Below are 19,355 nucleotides of genomic sequence, written 5' to 3'. Positions count from 1 at the left end.
TGGGTTAGCTTTGGAAGGTGAGACGTGAACTGCGGTACCGGAAAGCTCTGCTTGGAGCCTCTTCGTTAGCAGTAACAGCAGTCATGCTGAGCAGTTGCGTCGGTGATTCCGGTGCCGCGGTGACCGTGGCACCGGAAGAGCTGATCGGCCCCGGTGAGGTTTCATACACCGTGGTGGTGATCGGTGATTCGATCAGCACGGGTTATCAGACCTCCGCTGAAGACGCCTGGCCGACCAGGCTCGAACAGAAGATGACCGCTCAGGGGATTCCGCTGACCTTGATCAATGCCGCCGAAGACGGCGCTGGTTATCTGGTGGAAGGCAGTGGCGGAAAGACTTTCCAGCAGCAGGCCGAAGCCTCGGTGCCCAGCAACGCCAATGCGGTGATCGTCTACGGTTCGGAGAACGACATCGGTTACCAGCTCGGCAAGATCAACCTCGAGGTGGAGGCCACCGCGGCGGCGGTGAAACAGCGAGCACCGCAGGCCGATCTGCTCGTGGTGGGCCCGGCGTCGTACTCCAGTGAGGTGAACCCCGATCTGCTGACGATCCGGGATCAGATCAAGCAGGGTGCGCAAAGCGCCGGAGCGGATTTCATCGATCCGATCGCCGAGCGCTGGATCATGGACGACGAGTCCGAGCTGATCGGTCCGGACGGCGATCATCCGAGCATCGAAGGGCACATCTACCTTGAACAGAAGTTTGAAGCCCTGCTGCAACCGCTTTTGCACCCCATCGGAGAATCGACCGGGGACTAGCCAGAACAGCGCGGACGAGTCGGTATCAGCGGCTCAGGGCGGTTTCCAAGGCGGCGGCGAGCAGCTTTTCCTGGCCGCTGTCCAATGGCAGGATCGGACGCCGCGGCCCGGCGGTTCTGACCCCGCGCAGCCGAGCCAGACTGTGCAGGGTACTAGCCTTAGGCAAGCTGCCGAGAACCGCGATGAACTCCGCTAGCGGCCGGGAAGCAGCTTCTATTGCTCCTGGTTCGCCTCGCTGTACTGCACCGCGCAGCGCCAAATACAGCTCCGGAACCAAAGCCGCCGGTCCGCTGTGCCAGGCCGTGGCAGGTGTTCCCTGTGCAATCATGGCATCCCCGCTCAGCCCATGCGAGAAATCCTCAGGAACTTTGCCCGCCAATCCCAGTTGACGCCCCCTGAATTCCTGGACCGAAAGAGCATTGTCCTTGAAGGCCACGATATTCGATACCGCAGCCAGCTCCGCGACGACCTCGAGAGAGAAGGCATACTGGGTGGTCCTAGCGTTCTGATAGAGGCAGAGCGGCAACTCCGTGGCAGCGGCAGCGGCCTCGCCTAAACCGATCACTTCGGAATCGCTCAGTGGATTGTAGGACTGCGGAGAGAGCAGCAGCCCGGCAGCTCCAGCACTCTGCGCATCGGAGATATGCTCCAAGACTTCGCGCAGGCCGATGGCACTGATTCCCGCCACGATCGGCACCCGGCCAGCAGCGCTTTCGACGGCGACTTTGATCACCTGAGCCCGCTCCTGGCGGTTCAAATAGGCGAAATCACCCGAGCTTCCCAAGACCGAGATCGCCGAGACCCCGCTCTGTGCCAGGGTTTCACTATGTCTTCCGAGGGATTCTAAATCTGGTCGGCCGTCCTCCAGGCTCGGCGTGATGGGGTAGGCGAGCAAGCCATTGAAAATCATGAAACCACTGTAATCCCAGGTGCTCTCGACTCCGCAGCCGTGCCGGCTATCTGCGCTTTCATGACGTAGTCGCAGCTTTCAGGAACCGCGCTGGCTCATTTCTGTTGGCTCATTTCTGCTGGCTCATTTCTTCTGAAATGCCGGAGTATCAGCGCTGCAGCTGACCGGCTCGCCGGGCTTAGCCGTGTTCTTCGAGATTTCACGAACTCCATCCAGCAAGATCCTGCAACTGGCGATGGAACCCGGCTGCGCCGTCCCAGTGACCGCTGCGCGCTTCTGAGCGGTGACCTGGGCCTCGACCTTCCAGACCGCGCTGTCCTTGGAATCCGCCAGCTTGGTAGTGCTCACATCTCCGGCTGTCACGGAGGAGGAGTCCTCACCTCGAGAGGGCGCCTTGTCGTAACTGACAGCTCCGATCAGCTCGGTTGAAGTCCCCTGAACCTCGATCTCATAGGTCACTGCCCAGGCATCCGCCGTCTGCTTCGAAAAGCTGTCACAGCCCGTGAGCGTGAGCATCCCGCCGAGCCCCAGGATGCAGGCGATTGCGGCTGTAGCCGCCGGTTTAGCCCGGGATCTCAATACTGCGGCCTTTGCCGGGGAACTTGCTGGGACTGATGACAAGGAAGGGTTTTTCATCCTTTAAGCCTGCCAAGACCCGCTGGCCGAAGCATCAACCGGTGGTCGGAGATGTCAATCAGCGGGCTCATTCCTCAGGCTGAGGCTGCGAGCATCGAGAACGAGAGAATCCAGAGGAGACGGTGCGCGAGGCGGGACTTGAACCCGCACGTCCGAAGACACCAGAACCTAAATCTGGCGTGTATACCAATTTCACCACTCGCGCAGCGGCCCTTCGTGAAGGGCCGAGAACCTATCTTAGTCCAGACCGAGGTCCCGGCGCAGCTTTGCCACGTGCCCGGTGGCACGAACATTGTATTGAGCCAGTTGGATGCGGCCTTCCTCGTCCACCACAAAGGTTGAGCGGATCAGTCCTTGATAGGTACGCCCGTAGTTCTTCTTCTCACCCCAGGCCTGGTAAGCCTCAGCCACAGCGTGCTCAGGATCGGAGAGCAAGGGGAAATTGAGTGACTCCGCAGCAGCAAATTTTGCCAGCGCCTTGGTCTCATCGGGTGATACCCCCACCACGGCGTATCCCGCTGAAGCCAGGGAATTCAGGTTATCCCGGAAGTCGCAGGCCTCTTTGGTGCAACCCGGAGTTGAGGCCGCGGGGTAGAAATACACCACGGTCTTGCGGCCGCGGAAGTCTTTGAGTGAGACTTCCTGACCGTCGGCATTGCTGAGCGTGAATTCGGGAGCAAGGTCGCCGGGGGCGAGGCGGTTGTCAGACATGACTTGAGCATATCGCGATGATCCTCTGCCCGGGGAACCGTGCTTTGGGTCTATTGTCTCGAGGGCTGAAACGAATTTAGACTGAGCGAAGCACAGCCGGTGAGTGGTTAGCATCAAAGTCGATGTTCGACGAGGCCTGAGTAAGCGGCCAGGCTCAAAGGCAGGAAAGGCCGGAATGGAAAATCAGGCGTATATCTTCGATGCGCTGCGCACTCCGCGCGGTAAGAACCGAGACGGGGCCTTGCACGGCAGTAAACCGATCGACCTTGTGGTGGGACTGCTCAATGAATTGGGGCCGCGGAACCCTCAGCTAGCTCTCGAAGTGATTGACGACGTCATTCTCGGTGTGGTCTCGCCGGTGGGGGAGCAGGGCGGGGACATCGCCCGGGCTGCCGCGCTGGTCTCGGGACTGCCGGAGAGCGTCGCGGGCGTCCAGGTCAACCGGTTCTGTGCCTCTGGCCTGGAGGCCGTCAATATGGCGGCGGCCAAGGTGGCCTCCGGCTGGGACTCTCTGATCGTGGCGGGCGGTGTCGAATCGATGTCCCGGGTGCCCATCGGGTCCGACGGCGGAGCCTTCGCCCAGGACCCGGCCACCGCCTACGACACTTATTTCGTGCCGCAAGGGATCAGCGCCGATCTGATCGCCACGCTTGAAGGCTTCAGCCGGGAGGATGTCGATGAGTTCGCGGTCTTCTCGCAGCAGAAGGCGGAGCAGGCCTGGGCTGAGAGACGTTTTGAGAAGTCCATTGTGCCGGTGCGTGATCTCAACGGGGTGCTCTTACTCGACCACGACGAGCACCGCCGTCCCGGCTCTACGGTGGAAACCCTGGGGAAACTGAATTCGGCCTTCGCCGGTTTGGGGGAGCAAGGCGGCTTCGACGCCGTAGCGCTACAGCGCTACTTCTCGGTGGAACGGATCAATCACGTGCATACCGGGGGCAACTCCTCGGGAATCGTGGACGGCGCCGCACTTACTCTGATCGGCAACGAAGAGGCAGCTCGTACCCTGGGCTTGCAACCGCGTGCCCGGATCGTGGCGACCGCCGTGGTCGGCAGCGAACCCACGGTGATGCTCACCGGCCCCACCCCGGCGACTCAGAAAGTGCTGGCCAAAGCGGGTCTTTCAGTAGAAGATATCGATCTCTTCGAATTGAACGAGGCCTTCGCCGCTGTGGTTCTCAAGTGGATGAAAGATCTCAATATTCCGCCCGAAAAGGTCAATGTCAACGGCGGGGCCATCGCGATGGGCCACCCGCTGGGCGCTACCGGGGCGATCATCCTGGGTACCGTGCTGGACGAGCTGGAAAGGCGCCAGCTGAGGTACGGCCTGGTGACCCTCTGCATCGGTGCAGGCATGGGCATCGCCACCATCATTGAACGTCTCTGAGCGGCTTGCGGGAAGGGCTACAGACCTATGACTACGAACACCACGACTGAAGAACAGCAACTCGACTCCCCGGCGGTGCACTGGGCGAAGGACGACGACGGCGTCGTGACCCTGACCATCGACGATCCGCAGGCCTCGGTGAACACCATGAACGAGATCTATATCCGTTCGATGGCTGCTACCGTGAGCCGGCTGGAGGAAGAACGGGAGTCCCTGAGCGGGGTGATCCTCGCGAGTGCGAAGAAAACGTTCTTTGCGGGAGGTGATCTCGCACTGCTGATCCAGGGCAGCCCGGAAACCGCGGAGCAGCAGACCGAGATGACCAATGAGGTGAAAAGCCACTTCCGCCGTCTGGAAGGGCTCGGGGTGCCAGTGGTCGCGGCGATCAACGGCAGCGCCATCGGCGGCGGCTTGGAGGTTGCCCTGGCCGCGCACCATCGTATTGTGCTCGATCTGCCCGGAGTGCAGATCGGCTTGCCCGAGGTCACTCTCGGCCTCTTGCCCGGCGGTGGCGGCATTACCCGTACGGTTCGAATGCTCGGACTCCAGGAGGCGCTGACCAAAGTTATCCTGAGCGGTACTAAATACTCTCCGCGCGACGCCCAGGCCCTGGGATTGGTGGATCAGCTCGTCGACTCAGCTGCTGAGCTGATCCCCGCGGCCAAAGCCTGGATCGCGGCCAACCCCGGGGCAGTCAAGCCCTGGGACGTCAAGGGGTTCAAAATCCCCGGCGGTTCGCCGAAGAGCCCAGCCCTGGCCTCGTTGCTCCCCGCTCTGCCGGCTAATCTGCGCAAACAGATTAAAGGCGCTCCGATGCCGGCTCCCCGGGCCGCGATGGCCGCGGCGGTCGAGGGGGCAATGGTCGACTTCGATACCGCCTCGTTGATCGAGACCCGTTACTTTGTCAGCCTGGTGGTCGGCCAGGTCTCAAAGAATATGATCACCGCCTTCTTCTTCAACCTTCAGGAGATCAATTCCGGACGCAGCAGGCCGCAAGGTCCGGCGGTCTGGCAGGCCAGCAAGGTCGGCGTCATCGGCGCCGGAATGATGGGGGCGGCGATCGCCTATGTCTCGGCTAAAGCTGGAATCGAAGTGGTGCTCAAAGACGTCACGCTGGAGGCCGCCGAGCGCGGTAAGGCATATTCCGTGGCGCTCGAGCAAAAGGCTTTGCAACGGGGTAAAACCACAGCGCAGAAATCCGAGGCGCTCTTAGCCCGGATTCACCCGACCGCCGACGATCACGATTTCGAGGGTGTCGACTTGGTGATCGAGGCGGTCTTCGAAAATGTCGGAATCAAGCAGGAAGCCATTCAAAGAGTCGTGTCAGTGGTGAGTGAGCGGGCGGTGCTGGGCACTAACACGTCTACTTTGCCCATCACTGAGATCGCCTCGGGTATTTCCCGAGGCGCCGATGTGGTGGGCATTCACTTTTTCTCCCCGGCCGAGAAAATGCCCTTGGTGGAATTGATCAGGGGTGCGCAGACCTCCGATGAAGTGCTCGCAAAGGCTTTCGACTACGTCCGGCAGATCCGCAAGACCCCGATTGTGGTCAATGATTCCCGCGGCTTCTTCACCTCCAGGGTGATCGGCAGGTTCGTCTCCGAAGCGGTCGCCATGGTGGGGGAGGGCATCGAGCCGGTCGCCATCGAGCAAGCAGCCCTGCAAGCTGGATATCCAGCTGGGGCGCTGCAGCTTCTCGATGAGCTCACCCTGACGCTGAGCCAGAAGATTCGTTTGGAGACCAAGGCAGCTGAGGAAAAGCAGGGCAAGCTCTGGTCTGCGCACCCCAGCGAAGTCGTGATCGACCGGTTGATCGAGGAGTTCGGCAGGAAAGGCCGCTCCAGCGGGGCAGGTTTCTATGAGTACCGGGATGGCAAGCGCCTGGGGATCTGGCCCGGGCTACGGGAAGCTTTTAACTCGAGGAGCACTGACGCGACGCTGATCGAGATGCAGGAACGAATGCTCTTCTCCGAAGCCCTCGATACTGTGCGGTGCTTAGATGAAGGAGTGCTCAGCTCGGTGGCGGATGCCAATATCGGCTCGATCTTCGGAATCGGCTTCCCAGCATGGACCGGTGGTGTCTTGCAGTACATCAATCAGTATCAAGGGGGTCTGGCAGGGTTCGTGGCACGGGCCGAGGAACTCAGGGCACGGCACGGTGCGCAGTTCAGCCCGCCTGAATCGCTCGTGCAACTCGCCGAAGCGGGCGGAAGCTATCGTTAGCGGTTATTAACTCTTCTGTTTCGGTGCCGCTCGAATGTGTGCGCGCTGGCCTTGTCTGCCCACCAGGCTCAGGAACTCGACCGGTCCGGCGCTCGTGGCGCCGAACCAGTGCGGGGTGCGGGTGTCGAACTCCGCTGCTTCGCCAGCCTTGAGGAGCAGGTCGTGATCGCCGATGATCACTCGTAGGCTGCCGTTGAGCACATAGACCCAGTCGTAGCCCTGGTGGGAGCGCAATTTCGGTTCCTGCCGACTGCTGCTGCGAGGCAGGACGAATTTATAGGCTTGAATGCCTTCGGGGCGGCGGGTGAGCGGCAGGATCATCGCCCCCTCCTGACCCGCGATAGGGCGTAGATTGATCCGAGGGTCTCCGGTGAGTGGCGCGTTGACCAGCTCATCCAAGGTGACGCCGTGGACTTTCGCGAGCGGCAGTAACTGCTCCAGTGTTGGGCGGCGCAGGCCTGCTTCAAGCCTGGACAAGGTGCTGGTGGAGATCCCGGTTTGCGCGGCCAGTTCAGCGAGCGTCACTCCGCGCTGGAGTCTGAGTTCTTTCAGCCTGAGGCCGACGGCGTCGAGTGCTCGTGCTGCTTCATCGCTCATCGTCTTATTTTCCATTTGGCAACGCTGATTGCCAATAGATGTCTCTTGCCGCCACTCTGGGTGAAGCTGATCGCCACGGGAGAGGACCGATTGAGATGCCAGAGAAGCAGGAACAGGCCAAGCACGGCAGCAGACAACGGGAAGCGCCTGAGCCGGGAGAGCAGACAGCTCACGCTTTCGACAAGGGTTACTGGGAGCGACACTGGGATCAGTCCTCTCCGGCGGCTCACGGAACCCGCAGCGCGCCACCGAATCCATACCTGCTCGCTGAGACTCGAAATCTTCCACCGGGCAGCGCCTTGGACGCCGGATGCGGAACGGGGTCTGAAGCGATCTGGCTGGCCTTGCAGGGCTGGCACGTCACCGGAGCAGATATCTCCGGTAATGCCCTGGCTCTGGCTGCGAAAGCTGCCCGTGAGGCCGCGATCGCCGATAGGGTGAGCTGGATCGAGACTGACCTGACCACGTGGAGCCCGCAGGATCGCTGGGACCTGGTGGTCACCAGCTACGCGCACCCAGGGGAGCCGCAACTGGCGTTCTATCAGCGCATCTCCGGTTGGGTGGCGCCAGCTGGTTCGCTCCTGATCGTGGGCCACCGCGCTCAAGCTTCCCACGGGCACGGGGAGCAGCACCCACTCGAGGCGACGGCCACACTAGCTGGGATCAGTGCGCTCTTGAGCCCCACTAAATGGCGCATCGAGAGCGCAGCAGAGCATCGCCGTACGCTTCCTGCCGCCAATACTCAGGCGGTGCTGCACGACGTCGTGGTGCGCGCCACTCGGTTGGCTCGGTGAGCGGCCTCGGCGGCGTTCGCTCTCGGAGCCGTCCCCGTCGGAGAATTCCACCACTCCGAGAGTGCTGAGAGCGCACTGAGCGTCATCCCTTCAGTGCGCCTCCGAGGCCCGCCGAGTTTAGGAACATCTTTTGGAAGACGATGAAGAGCATCACCGGAATGAGTGTCGAGATCGCGAGTGCTGCGAGGAACACGTCGAGTTCGGTGGTGGACTGGATACTCGGCAGCCGCACCGAGAGCGGCTGAAGCTGAGGGTTAGGGAGCACCAGGAGCGGCCAGAGGAAATCCTTCCACGAGTTAATCACGGCGAAGACGGAGACGACTCCGAGGATCGGCTTCGACATCGGCAGCACCAACGACCAGAAGATCCGGAACGGTCCGGCTCCGTCGGTGGAGGCGGCTTCGAAGACCTCTCTCGGCAGCGAATCGAAGAAGCGCTTGACCAGGAGGATATTGAACGCGTTCGCGCCGGCCGGCAGCCAGACCGCCCAGTACGTATTGATCATCGACGTTCCGGTCAACGGCGGGTTGAGGATCGTCAGGTAGAGCGGGACGAGCAGCACCACCGCCGGGATGAAGAGCGTCGAGAGCACCATAACCTCGAGGACCCGAGCGTAGCTGGGCCGAAGGATCGAGAGCAGATATCCTCCGGTCGTCGCGACGAGGATCTGGATCGCCCAGGCCCCGACAGCGAGGATCGCGGTGTTGCCGAAGTACAGGCTGATGTGGATGTCATTCCAGGCGGCTGAGAGATTCTCCCAGTCGATGCCGTGCGGAAACAGCGCCAATGGCGTCCGGAGGGTGTCCTGTGTCGGAGTGATGGCCGCCTTGGCGAGCCAGAGCATTGGGCCGAGTCCGAGTCCGATCAGCCCAATCAGCAGCAACCCGTTCATCGATATCAGCGAGGCCCGGACGGACTTGCGGCCGCGGTCGGCCCGGGAGATGATGCCACGCGTGGTGCTGTCGGCCGACGGCTGGTTGCGCCGTGCCGTGCGGCGGAACTGCCGGTGACCGGGGACGACGTCGGCTCCGTCCGAGTCCTCCGATCCGAATGTCTGGGCAGTAGGGACGGTCGAAGTCATCAGATACTCCACTTCTTAGTGAGCCCGAAGTACAGTCCGCTCATCGCAGCGAGGACGAGAGCGAGCATGATGCTCAGAGCTGTTGCCGATCCGTAGTCGCCCCCGGTCGAGTTCGCGAAGGCGTAGTTGTAGATCATCAGCAGGATCGTGGTCGTCGAGTTGTTCGGACCGCCCCCAGTGAATAAATACGGTTCCAGGAACACTTGCGCGGTGCCGATGATCTGCAGGATGAACGTGACGAAGAGGACGCCGCGCAGCTGCGGCAGAGTGACATGCCAGATCTTCCGCCAGATCCGGGCGCCGTCGACCTCGGCGGCGTCGTAGAGCTCCGGTGACACCGAGAGCAAAGCGGCCAGGTAGATGATGACCGTACCGCCCGCAGCGGCCCAGGTCGCCTCGAGTCCCAGCGAGGGCATCGCGGTCCCGGCATTCTGCAGCCAGGGCTGCGGCGGGATGCCGACCGAGCCGAGAATCGTGTTGAAGACACCGGTGGCACTGCCGTCGTAGAAGAACTTCCAGAGCAGTACAGCCACCACCGGTGGGACGACCACCGGCAGATAGACCAAGGCGCTGAATAATCCTTTCGCGCGACGCAGCTCGCTCATCAGCACAGCCATGAAAAGCGGCAGCGGGTACCCGAACACCAGGGCGAGCAGTGCAAACCAGGCGGTGTTCGCGATCGCTGTCGGCAGCAATGGATCGTGCAGTACATCGGCGAAGTTCTGCCAGCCAACCCAGGCCGGTGTCGTGACCAGATTGGTCTGCTGGAAGGACATCACCGTTGCTCGGACGATCGGCCACCAAGAGAACACTCCGAAGATCACGATGAGCGGCAGGGCGAAGAGCAGGGTGGAGAGGCCCCCTGAACGCAACCAGGTTGCGGGGGTCCGCCGCCCGGCTGGTTGTCGGTGCGGGCGGGTGGTTCGCTGCGGGCGGGCGCCTGCATCGTCTGGAACAGCAGAGGAGCTCGGGTTCGAGTCCCGCAGTCCGGTGGTGTCGGTGGTCATCTCAGGAACTCACTTGCCTGAGTCGAGTTTGGCCTGGATCTGCTGCTGAGCGTCGGAGAGCAGTTTCGCCGGGTCAGCGTTCTCGTTGGTCAGCACGGCTTGGACCACGGGGTCGAGCAGCCCGTAGAGCACCTGCGTGCTCTTGGCTGGCTCGGGGATGATCGTCTGATCGAACTGCTGATCCGTGTAGGGCTTCATCTGCTCTACTGGGACGTTGATCCATTCCTTGGTCCACTCGACGGTCTTCTGATAGGTGGCCTTGTCGAAGACGGGGACCTGGGGCGCGCCGACGGGCTGGCCGGAGGCGGCGAGGGTCTTCGCGTCGCGCTGTGCATCCGCCTGATTGAACAGCTTCTGCATGTAGTAGAAGTCGATCCACTTGACCGCCGCTGCCTGCTGGTCCGGCGTTGCCTTAGCACTCACGGCGGCTAGAGTGCCGCCGCCGAGGGCGCCGGCGTCCTCACCGGTCAGCGGCAGTACCGTCTCGCCGTAGGACTTCGGGTCGATCTGGTTCTGAGAGACGAGCGAACCGTAGTTGCCGCCGCCGGAGACGTACATGCCGATCTGCCCTGAAGCGAAGGCCTGGTTGATGCCGTTCCAGTCGTAGAGGAAATTTCCGCCCATCGAGTTGTCTTTCCAGCGCATATCGTGCAGCAGCGTCAGCGCCTTCTCGAACGGCGCAGTAGCGACCGTTGCCTGAGTCTTCTCACCGCCATCGCTCTCGGCACGGCCGCCCATCGCATAGGCGAGCGTGGTGAGGATCCAGCCCCCGGTGTTCGACTGAGTCATCGTCGCGTAACCGGCCTTGCCGGTCTTCTCGGCGATCTGCTTGGCATCGGCGCGGACTTCATCCCAGGTGGTGGGCGGGGAATCCGGGTTGAGTCCGGCCTGCTTGAACAGATCACGGTTGTAGTGCAGCGCTTGACCGTAGGCGGCGATCGGCACCGCCTGGATCTTACCGTCGGCGTTCTCGCCGTTCTTCACCACGTTCGGATTGAACTTGTCCGCATAGGGTAGCTTCGACACCAGTCCTGAGATGTCGGCGATCTGCTGCTGCTGGATCAGGGATTTGCCATCGGTGAACGGAATGGTGAACACATCGGGAAGTGTGCCGCCGGCGAGTTCGGCGGCGAAAGTCGTCCCAGTCCAGGTGTACTCACGGCTGGTCACCGTGATGTTGGGGTTCGCCTTTTCAAACGCGGTGACCTGCGTCTGGAAAGCGTCTTTGGCGGATTGCTGGAGACCGGTGTCGATGGCGACGACGATCTTCGTCTTCCCATCTGAGGAGCCGGTGTCCGATCCTGCGCCGCAGCCGGTGAGGAGGCCGGCAGCGGAGATGGCTGCGATCGCGGCGTACACGATCTTGGTGCGAGACTTCATTGTCAGGGTCCTTCGGGTCGTGCAACGAGGGTTGCTGTTCGGGTGGGGGCGGGCGGGTATCAATCGGAAGGGATCGCGAGCCAGATGCTCGTGTTAGCGGGCAAGGAGTCATCGGTGAGCGGTCCGCTGGCGAGCAGTACCGTGCCGTCGGGTAGCGGCAGCGCAGCGGAGCCGCAATTCGTCAGATGGAGCAGCGAGCCACGGCGGAAGGCGATGACATCGTCGGGAGCTGAGGCCCAAGCGAACTCGCTGTGCTGCCACGCGTCCTCTCGGCGGAGCGCGAGGATGCGGCGATAGAGCGACAGAGTTGAGTCAGGATCGTCCTGTTGCGCCGCTACTGAGCGCCCGGCCCAGTCTGTCGGTTGCGGGAGCCAGGGCCGAGCCGTCGTGCCGGTGGGACTGAAGCCAGCGGTTTCGGGATCAGTCGTCCAGGGCAGCGGCACGCGGCACCCGTCACGGCCCGGATCGACGCCTCCGGATCGGAAATGCATTGGGTCCTGCAGCCGGTCAAGGGGAATGTCCTCGACCTCGGGCAGCCCGAGCTCGTCACCCTGATAGATGTACAGCGTGCCGGGAAGTGCTGCTGCGAGCATCGCCGCTGCCCGGGCTCGCTGCGCGCCGACAACGAGGTCGACAGACGTGCCGAACCGCTTCGTCTCGAAGGAGAACCGGCTGTCCTCTCGGCCGAAACGGGTCACCGGGCGGGTGACATCGTGATTGGAGAGCACCCAGCTAGCGGGAGCGCCGATCGCGCCGTATACGGCGAGGGTCTCTTCGATCGCAGCGCGAAACTCTCCGGCACTCCAGGGGCGGGCCATGAAATCGAAGTTGAAGGCGCTGTGGATCTCGTCCGGGCGGAGGTACAGAGCGAATCGATCGAGGTCGGCGAGCCAGACCTCGCCGACAAGCACCCGGTCGCCGGGGAGGCAGGCATCATCTATCGTGGCGCGCTGGGTATATGAGTCTGCGATAGCGCGCCAGCTCCGGTAGATATCGTGCACAGCGTCCCGATCGAGATTGGGGTGCTGCCCCGGCGGGTACTCCCCGCTGATCTCCGGAAGCTCTGGATCTTTCACGACGAGCGCAGCCGAGTCGATCCGGATGCCGGCGACGCCGCGGTCGAACCAGAAGCGGAGGACGTCCTCGTGCTCCTGCCGGACCTCGGGATGATCCCAATTGAGATCGGGTTGTTCGGGAGTGAACAGGTGAAGGTACCACTGTCCTGGCGTGCCATCAGGGTTCGTCGTCCGGGTCCAGGTCGAACCGGAGAAACTGGATGGCCAGTTTCCCGGCGGAAGGTCTCCGCCAGGTCCCAGTCCGTCGCGGAACCAGAAGCGCGCTCGGGCCTCGCTCCCCGGCTCGCTGGCCAGAGCCTCGCGGAACCAGCGGTGCTGATTCGAAACGTGGTTCGGAACGATGTCGACGATGGTGCGGATGCCGAGTGCGGCGGCTTCGGCGATCAGCGCCTCGGCCTCCGCGAGGTCGCCGAAGTCCGGGTGGATCGCGCGGTAGTCCTCGACATCGTATCCGCCGTCGGCGAGCGGTGAGCGGTACCACGGTGTGAACCAGAGGGCGTCTACACCGAGGTCTCGAAGGTATCCGAGGCGGGCGCGGACGCCGGCGAGGTCGCCGACCCCGTCGCCGTTGCCGTCAGCGAAGCTCCGGACGTAGATCTGGTAGATCGCGGCGGTGCGCCACCAGTGTCGGCTTCCGGCGGTCAGCGCTTCGGCAGCGTGCGGAGACTGGCGTTCCGTCGTCGCGGCTGCCTCACGGACGGGGCTGAGCGTCATCGATCGGATCCTTCCGTTTCTCAGTGTCAATCCCTGAGGTCAAGGTTCATTTAGCGTTATACTACGTGTTTGAGTGACAATAGGGTCATTAGACGACGGGTGTCAACACCCGCTTGCAGGTAGAGGACGATAATGCGGGTCACGCTCAAGGACATCGCCGCCGAGGCCGGGGTGAGTGTTATGACAGTGTCGAATGTGATGAACGGCAATCGCGACAAGGTATCCGAAGCGACGATCGAACGGGTCCATGCGATCGTGCAACGTCGCGGATACGTCGCGAATGCCTCGGCACGGAGCCTCGCGGCGAAGACCTCGCGCCTGGTCGGCCTTATCGTGCCATCGGCGGATGAGGACGTGCTGGTGCTCAGCCCGCACAACGTCGCAGTGTTCGGGTTCCTCGAGCGGCACCTCCGGGAACGCGGATACCACTTGCTCTTCCGAGGGGTCACCGAAACAGCGGAGGTTGACGTCGCCGTTCGTTCCTGGAATCTCGATGGGGCCGTCGTGCTGGGTTTCCTCGACGAGGAGGTCGACGGATTCGCTACCTCGAGCGCGCCGATTCTCGCGCTCGACAGTTATTCGGCGAACCCGTGGACGAGCGGGGTACGCTCCGACGACCGCGAGGGCGGCCGGCTCGCGGCCGAGCATTTGTTGTCCTTGGGGCACCGACGGATCGCCTTCGCCAGCCCGACGTTCTCCGACGTCGGTCTGGTTCGCCAGCGCTTCGACGGCTTCCTTCAGGCGCACCACGACGCCGGCGTCGAATGGCATCCCAGTGACCTGATCGGAGTCGATCCGACCTGGGAGGTCGGCGTCGAGGTCGGTCGGGCGCTCCCCACTGAGCATCCTGACGTCACCGCCGTCTTCGCGACGGCCGACATCCTCGCGGTTGGCATCATTGAGGGCCTTCGAGCGGTCGGGCGCAGCGTTCCTGATGATCTCTCAGTCGTTGGATTCGATGACATCGACCTTGCCCACTATGTCACCCCGAAGCTCACTACCATCCGTCAGGACGTCGCAGCGAAGGGGTCGATTGCCGCGAAGCTGCTCCTCGCCGAGATTGAAGGCGGGACGATGCCGGGGGATCCGGTGGTCATTCCGGTGGATCTCGTAATACGCGGTTCGACAGCCGCGCGTTAATTCACTGTTAGCCCTTGCGCTCCGCCCGTGGGTGGTGTCTACTATTTTGGTATAGCGATAAACTAGCTGCTGCTTCCGCTGATCCCGGTGGCGAAGCGCCGTCCCGCAATGACGCGGAGAATGGAGTATCCAGATGCAATCAGGACAAAACTTGCAGTTGTTCGAGCGTGACTCAAGACCTCCCCAAGCGAGGCGGCACCGCAGCAGAACACTGATCGCTGCTTCAGTCACGGTGGCGATCGGCGTCGCGGGTCTTATCGTGGCTTCGGCGGCCCCCGCTTCGGCTACATCGACTCAGTATGAGGCCGAGCAGGCGACGTTATCGGGAGGTGCCGTCGTTGCCACGGACCATACGGGATACACCGGCTCCGGCTTCGTCGGCGGCTATACCGATGCGAACCGGGGTACGGCCACGACGACCTTCGCCGTCTCGGCCGCCTCGGCGGGCACCTACAGCGCGACGCTGCGCTACGCGGATGGCACCGGAAGCACCAGGACATTGACGCTCACGGTGGATGGACAATCCCAGCAGATCTCCCTGCCCGCTACCGCCGACTGGAACAGCTGGGCCAATTCGACCGTGAACATTTCACTGGCGGCGGGATCGCACACCATCGCCTACTCCTATGGAACCGCCGACAATGGCAACGTCAATCTCGACTCGCTGACCGTCGCTACTGTCAGCGCGCCTCCAGTGGTCGATCCGCCACCGGCACGGGGCGAGGGGGCGAGCGTTCCTTACGACGAGTACGTCGCGGCTACCTCCGAGACGACCGGGACCGTGCTGGCACCGAGCCGTACCTATACGACAATCGCCTCCGAGTCGACCGGACGCAGTGCCGTCCAGCTCACCGCGACCGGGCAATATGTCCGCTTCACCCTGCAGCACGCCGCGAACTCGGTCGTCGTCAGGTACTCACTGCCGCCGAAGGCCGACGGATCGCCGAACACGGCGACGCTCTCCCTCTACGCCGGGTCAACCCAGGTGAGCGATCTGCCCCTGACGACGAAGTTCTCGAACCTCTACGGCAACGGCTACGACACCGATCAGCACGTCCCGAATGGCAACCCGGCGCATCACTTCTACGACGAGGTCCGCGCGATGATTGGGGACCAGCCGGCCGGTACCGTGATCACGCTGAAGAAGGACGCCGCTGATACTGCCTCCTCGTACACTATCGATCTGATCGACACCGAACAGGTCGCCCCAGCCTTAGCGATGCCGGGAGGATACCGATCGATCACCGATTTCGGCGTCACACCGAGCAGCGGCAGTGATGTGACAACCGCTATCAGCTCGGCGCTGAATCAGCTCCAAGGCACCGGCACCGGCCTTTGGTTCCCCGCCGGAAGCTACCTCACCTCGAGCCCACTCAGCTATTCCGGCGTCAACATCCGTGGCGCCGGAATGTGGTGGACGACGCTTCAGGTCGCCGGAACAGATACCAGCGGAGGTCTCCGCCCGCAGGGCGGCACGGTGACGATCGCGGATCTCACGATCAGCGGCAGCCAGACGCATCGTGACAACAGCGCCGACGCCGCGGGGATCGAAGGGGTCTTCGGCACCGGTTCGACGATCAGCAATGTCTGGATCGAACACACGAAGGTCGGCATTTGGACAAACCAAGGCACGAACGGGCTGTCGATCACGGGAGCACGGATCCGTGACGTCTGGGCCGACGGTGTGCACTTCAACGGCGGCACCTCGAATTCCTCGGTGAAGCAGTCGGTGTTCCGCAACCTCGGAGACGACGCGATCGCGGTAGACACCGAGACCTTCAACGGTGGGCAGACCTCGGTCACCGGATCCGTGGTCGACCACAACACCATCGCCAACATCGTCCAGGCGAACGGCATCGGCGTCTACGGCGGCGGTGACACGGTGGTTTCGAACAATCTGGTGACCGATTCCATCGCCTTCGGATCCGGCATCACTGTCAGCAGCCGGTTCGGCACGTCCTTCACCGGAAAGACCACTGTCAGCGGCAACCGTTTGCTCCGCACCGGAGGCGCAGGCCCCGGCTACGAAGACCAGATCGGCGGCATCTGGATTGTGGCGGACCATTATCAGCTGTCCCAGACCATTGAAGTGAGCAGCAACGTTGTTCTCGACAGCACCTACGCCGGCGTGAAGATCTCCTACCCGAACCAGGTGGCCGATCTGCGCCTGTCCGGAAATACGATCAACGGGGCCGGGACCTACGGCATCGAGGTCCGCGCTACCAGCGGGCAGGCCGTGGTCAGTTCGACCACGGTGACCGGCGCCACCAACGGTGGCCTGCACAACGGGAACCCGAGCGGCTTTACCGTGCAGGACGGCGGAAACAATACCGGCATCACGTTCTGACCGAAGAGCGGGGATGGGAAGGCAAGTGGCATTCCCATCCCCGCTCTGGTTTTCCAGCCGAATCGGAGGAGTTTATCTACGCTGCGATCGTCAGGAGCTACGGTTACGTTTCGACTCGGCCAGGTGCCATCAGCTGGGTCAAGATTGTTGAATACGCTTAGGGCTGCAGGCTGGAAATCTGACCTGAACTAATCCCATGCCCTTCGCTGACCGGGCCTCCTTCTTCCTGGGCGCTGGCCGTCGCCGGCAGTAGCACCAGCGAAGCTACGGCAACCAGGGCGGCTGCTGCTGTGTTGATCTTGGTTTTCATTCTGCCTCCTTGAGTCCCCAGCATTTACCGAGGTTAAATACATGCTACTCACAGAAAGCTGAGAATCCGCTAAGAAAGAGTGAAAGTGGTTTTTGCGGAACCATCAGCCAGAGGGAGTGCTATTAATATCCATCTCCGGTTGGCTGATCTCGCTGATAGTCAGTGACCAAAGATCACTACTTTTGACATTAACCGTGAATTTTTCTGATGCAGGAATGTGCGAGGTATTGCGAATTCCTGGCTCGCTGTCATCCGGTGAGCAGGTAGAGGTGTATCCAGCGCTTCCGGGGATTGATACCTCGATATCGCCCTTGCCCACGCAGTTTATATAAACGGCGATAAACCCGGTTCGTGTCGAATAAGGACCTACGGTCATAGCGGTGTGCTGGGAGGTAAAAGAGGCGATGAGTTTCTCTTGAGGAGCCCATGATGGTGGGAGCGCCGAAGGCTTATCGTGAGATTTGCTCGAGATCTTTGGGGGATCGGGGTAAACCGAGGAGGGTTCCCCGGTGTGACCGGAGAGCATCGGCGGGGCTGCTATGGTGCAGGAAGTCAGCGCCAGAGAGATCAAGATGACCACTGTCATCGCAGCGCTTGTCGGCAATTTCATTCCCGGCCTCCGTGCTCAATGCGAATGTTCAGTGAGGAAAAACATACCTCGCACTGAACTCGGAGTGTCCGGTTGTTACGAGAGGTGATGATTCGAGCTGCGCCGATATCACGAATGGCTGAGGTATATTCCGAGATGATGGGAATTGAGATGGAGTTTGAGAGGTGGATTCCGACTAGGCGTCGACCCAGGCAACATGAGCCTCTCGGAGTATCCAGCCGGCTCATGCATCTTCGCTTATTCGCTGATCGTTCAAGGTCTTGACGCCGAAACCTGGCGAAAATATATGGCAAAGCTCTCCGGCGGTGGTCATGCGTAAATGGGTTCTCATTCAGTTCGCCGCCGTGACCGCAGTGGCCGAGGCTCTGCAACTCGTAGCTTTGCTGTGGTCAACCTTATCGCTGAGTGGCAGTCCGGTGATGGTGGGTGTCGTCAATGCCTTCGCTTTCATTCCCGGGGTGGTAGCCGGGGTGACACTCAAACGTGCCTTCGATCGAGGCAACCCCTTAAACAGCCTGGGACGCACCAATTGGGTCAACGTGATTTGCTCAATAGGCTTGGCCATCGCTGTGCTGTTGAGCCTCGCTCCGGGGTTTTTGGTCGTGGGATTTTGCCTGTCCCAAGCAGTGATGAGCGTTGCCAAGCTGGCCAATAAATCTGCGATGGCTCGCAGTCTTCGGCTCTTGGTCGGGCGAGACGAGTTGGCAACGGTTCAAGGGCGAATGTCATCCGTCACCATTGTGGGTGGTCTTGTTGGCAGTGGATTAGGCGGCGTCGGTCTTGCCCTGCTCGGCCCCGGGTGGTGTTTCGTGGTGGCAAGTCTGCTCTATGTCGCCAGTGTTTTGCTGGTGAATACGGCTCGTCGCTATGTTCCGCAAACCTCCGTTGTCCAGACGGCGGGCGTTGTCCAGATGGCGGTCACTGGAGGTGCTCCGCTGGCCCAAGAAGCCCAAGAAGCCCTCCCTTCGGGGTCATCGAGGCTTAAAGTGTCGGACGGTCTACCCGTCCTGGCGTTGGTCCTCATCGTCTCCATCCCCAGCAGCGGTGCTTTGCAGTTCGTGACGGCCCTTCTGCCGAGCTACGCTGACGCACTCGTGCCCAAAACAGCGCCTTTCTACTCTGTGCTTGATATCGCAGCGATGGTCGGGGGTGTGTTGGCAGGTCTAGTGGTTGGAATCTCGCCAGCAATGCGGCGATTCATCTACCGATACGCCTTAGGCATCAGCGGTGTGCTGTGCCTTGTGACGGCGATCGTATCCTGGCCGATTGTGGCGGTGGGCCTGGTAGCTATTGTCTCGCTGTCGATCACAGTCCACGTCGTCTCTATGCAAGTGGCGACGAACCAGATGGCCCCGGAAGGCAGCGTCGGGCGATATATGGCACTGAGGAATGCTGGTGTGGGTATAGCCAAGACAGTATTCTCTCTTGCAGCCGGATGGTTGGCGCAGTTCGCCGATGCTGAGTTCGCATGGTTTGCCTTGGGGGCTTTTCTGGTGCTTGCTTCTGCTGCTTTCTGGTGCAGTGGCAGCTGGCGCAAGATGGCGAAGATGGAGCAATGATCTGAAGCAAGATTTCATTGCTTGGCTGCGTATGCGGAGAAGTTCATTGGTGGTTCCCGGGACTCATCTCGAGGAAGCCCTCCAGATATTGGGATTGGATGAGGGAGCGCTCGAC

At 61.7% G+C, this 19,355-nt stretch carries 17 protein-coding genes and 1 tRNA gene; 7 read left to right on the top strand and 11 right to left on the bottom strand.

Annotation, left to right across the window (positions count from 1 at the left end; translation table 11 throughout):
- Positions 1 to 17: 17 nt before the first annotated feature.
- Positions 18 to 758: an SGNH/GDSL hydrolase family protein gene (locus tag ABDK06_RS02275; RefSeq protein WP_394938483.1), complete on the top strand. Its 741-nt coding sequence runs from the start codon at positions 18 to 20 to the stop codon at positions 756 to 758.
- Between the two features lie 25 nt (positions 759 to 783).
- Here the strand turns inward: ABDK06_RS02275 and ABDK06_RS02270 are convergent, their stop codons facing one another.
- The 4 genes from ABDK06_RS02270 to bcp form a co-directional block, all read right to left on the bottom strand.
- A complete protein-coding gene (locus ABDK06_RS02270) occupies positions 784 to 1,668 on the bottom strand; it encodes a dihydrodipicolinate synthase family protein (protein ID WP_394938481.1) in 885 nt (294 codons plus the stop codon).
- A 123-nt stretch (positions 1,669 to 1,791) separates the two neighbouring features.
- Positions 1,792 to 2,304 carry a hypothetical protein gene (locus tag ABDK06_RS02265; protein WP_394938479.1) on the bottom strand — a complete coding sequence of 171 codons (513 nt, stop codon included), beginning with the start codon at positions 2,302 to 2,304 and terminating at the stop codon, positions 1,792 to 1,794.
- 123 nt (positions 2,305 to 2,427) lie between these two features.
- A tRNA-Leu gene (locus tag ABDK06_RS02260) sits at positions 2,428 to 2,509 on the bottom strand.
- Between the two features lie 32 nt (positions 2,510 to 2,541).
- On the bottom strand, positions 2,542 to 3,015 hold the full coding sequence (gene bcp, locus ABDK06_RS02255) for a thioredoxin-dependent thiol peroxidase (RefSeq protein ID WP_394938477.1): 474 nt from the start codon (positions 3,013 to 3,015) through the stop codon (positions 2,542 to 2,544).
- A 175-nt stretch (positions 3,016 to 3,190) separates the two neighbouring features.
- Here bcp and ABDK06_RS02250 point away from each other — a divergent pair, with 175 nt between their 5' ends.
- Positions 3,191 to 4,402 carry an acetyl-CoA C-acetyltransferase gene (locus tag ABDK06_RS02250; RefSeq protein ID WP_394938475.1) on the top strand — a complete coding sequence of 404 codons (1,212 nt, stop codon included), beginning with the start codon at positions 3,191 to 3,193 and terminating at the stop codon, positions 4,400 to 4,402.
- 27 nt (positions 4,403 to 4,429) lie between these two features.
- Positions 4,430 to 6,625 (top strand): 3-hydroxyacyl-CoA dehydrogenase NAD-binding domain-containing protein, encoded by a 2,196-nt coding sequence (locus ABDK06_RS02245; protein WP_394938473.1) that lies wholly within the window; start codon positions 4,430 to 4,432, stop codon positions 6,623 to 6,625.
- A 6-nt stretch (positions 6,626 to 6,631) separates the two neighbouring features.
- Here ABDK06_RS02245 and ABDK06_RS02240 read toward each other — a convergent pair whose 3' ends face one another.
- Positions 6,632 to 7,222, bottom strand: a complete 591-nt coding sequence (locus ABDK06_RS02240) for a helix-turn-helix domain-containing protein (protein ID WP_394938470.1) — start codon at positions 7,220 to 7,222, stop codon at positions 6,632 to 6,634.
- A 95-nt stretch (positions 7,223 to 7,317) separates the two neighbouring features.
- On the opposite strand from ABDK06_RS02240, the gene ABDK06_RS02235 reads away from it, so the two are divergent.
- On the top strand, positions 7,318 to 8,016 hold the full coding sequence (locus ABDK06_RS02235; RefSeq protein WP_394938468.1) for a class I SAM-dependent methyltransferase: 699 nt from the start codon (positions 7,318 to 7,320) through the stop codon (positions 8,014 to 8,016).
- A gap of 82 nt (positions 8,017 to 8,098) precedes the next feature.
- On the opposite strand, the gene ABDK06_RS02230 is transcribed toward ABDK06_RS02235, so the two are convergent.
- The 4 genes from ABDK06_RS02230 to ABDK06_RS02215 are packed head-to-tail and all read right to left on the bottom strand — an operon-like array spanning position 8,099 to position 13,274.
- Positions 8,099 to 9,097, bottom strand: coding sequence for a carbohydrate ABC transporter permease (locus ABDK06_RS02230; protein ID WP_394938466.1), 999 nt, complete (start codon positions 9,095 to 9,097; stop codon positions 8,099 to 8,101).
- On the bottom strand, positions 9,097 to 10,104 hold the full coding sequence (locus ABDK06_RS02225) for a carbohydrate ABC transporter permease (RefSeq protein WP_394938464.1): 1,008 nt from the start codon (positions 10,102 to 10,104) through the stop codon (positions 9,097 to 9,099). Before ABDK06_RS02225 ends, ABDK06_RS02230 begins: the two co-directional genes overlap by 1 nt.
- A 9-nt stretch (positions 10,105 to 10,113) precedes the next feature.
- Positions 10,114 to 11,484 (bottom strand): ABC transporter substrate-binding protein, encoded by a 1,371-nt coding sequence (locus ABDK06_RS02220; protein ID WP_394938462.1) that lies wholly within the window; start codon positions 11,482 to 11,484, stop codon positions 10,114 to 10,116.
- 59 nt (positions 11,485 to 11,543) lie between these two features.
- Positions 11,544 to 13,274 (bottom strand): glycoside hydrolase family 13 protein, encoded by a 1,731-nt coding sequence (locus ABDK06_RS02215; RefSeq protein WP_394938460.1) that lies wholly within the window; start codon positions 13,272 to 13,274, stop codon positions 11,544 to 11,546.
- A 132-nt stretch (positions 13,275 to 13,406) separates the two neighbouring features.
- Here ABDK06_RS02215 and ABDK06_RS02210 point away from each other — a divergent pair, with 132 nt between their 5' ends.
- Positions 13,407 to 14,414: a LacI family DNA-binding transcriptional regulator gene (locus tag ABDK06_RS02210; RefSeq protein WP_394938458.1), complete on the top strand. Its 1,008-nt coding sequence runs from the start codon at positions 13,407 to 13,409 to the stop codon at positions 14,412 to 14,414.
- A gap of 133 nt (positions 14,415 to 14,547) precedes the next feature.
- On the top strand, positions 14,548 to 16,761 hold the full coding sequence (locus ABDK06_RS02205; protein WP_394938456.1) for a right-handed parallel beta-helix repeat-containing protein: 2,214 nt from the start codon (positions 14,548 to 14,550) through the stop codon (positions 16,759 to 16,761).
- Positions 16,762 to 16,918: 157 nt separating this feature from the next.
- Here the strand turns inward: ABDK06_RS02205 and ABDK06_RS02200 are convergent, their stop codons facing one another.
- Together ABDK06_RS02200 and ABDK06_RS02195 are read right to left on the bottom strand one after the other, a co-directional pair.
- The gene (locus ABDK06_RS02200; RefSeq protein ID WP_394938454.1) at positions 16,919 to 17,071 is read right to left on the bottom strand and encodes a hypothetical protein; all 153 of its coding nucleotides are present in this window, start codon (positions 17,069 to 17,071) and stop codon (positions 16,919 to 16,921) included.
- 103 nt (positions 17,072 to 17,174) lie between these two features.
- Positions 17,175 to 17,681: a hypothetical protein gene (locus ABDK06_RS02195; RefSeq protein ID WP_394938452.1), complete on the bottom strand. Its 507-nt coding sequence runs from the start codon at positions 17,679 to 17,681 to the stop codon at positions 17,175 to 17,177.
- 311 nt (positions 17,682 to 17,992) lie between these two features.
- Here ABDK06_RS02195 and ABDK06_RS02190 point away from each other — a divergent pair, with 311 nt between their 5' ends.
- Entirely contained in the window at positions 17,993 to 19,240 is a 1,248-nt protein-coding gene (locus ABDK06_RS02190) for an MFS transporter (protein ID WP_394938450.1), read from the top strand.
- Positions 19,241 to 19,355 lie beyond the last annotated feature (115 nt).

The organism is Psychromicrobium ferritrahens (assembly GCF_043789415.1).
In the GTDB taxonomy this organism is placed as follows: Bacteria; Actinomycetota; Actinomycetes; order Actinomycetales; family Micrococcaceae; genus Renibacterium.
Note: the sequence above shows the minus strand (reverse complement) of the source record. Positions and strands in the feature narration are given on the sequence as shown.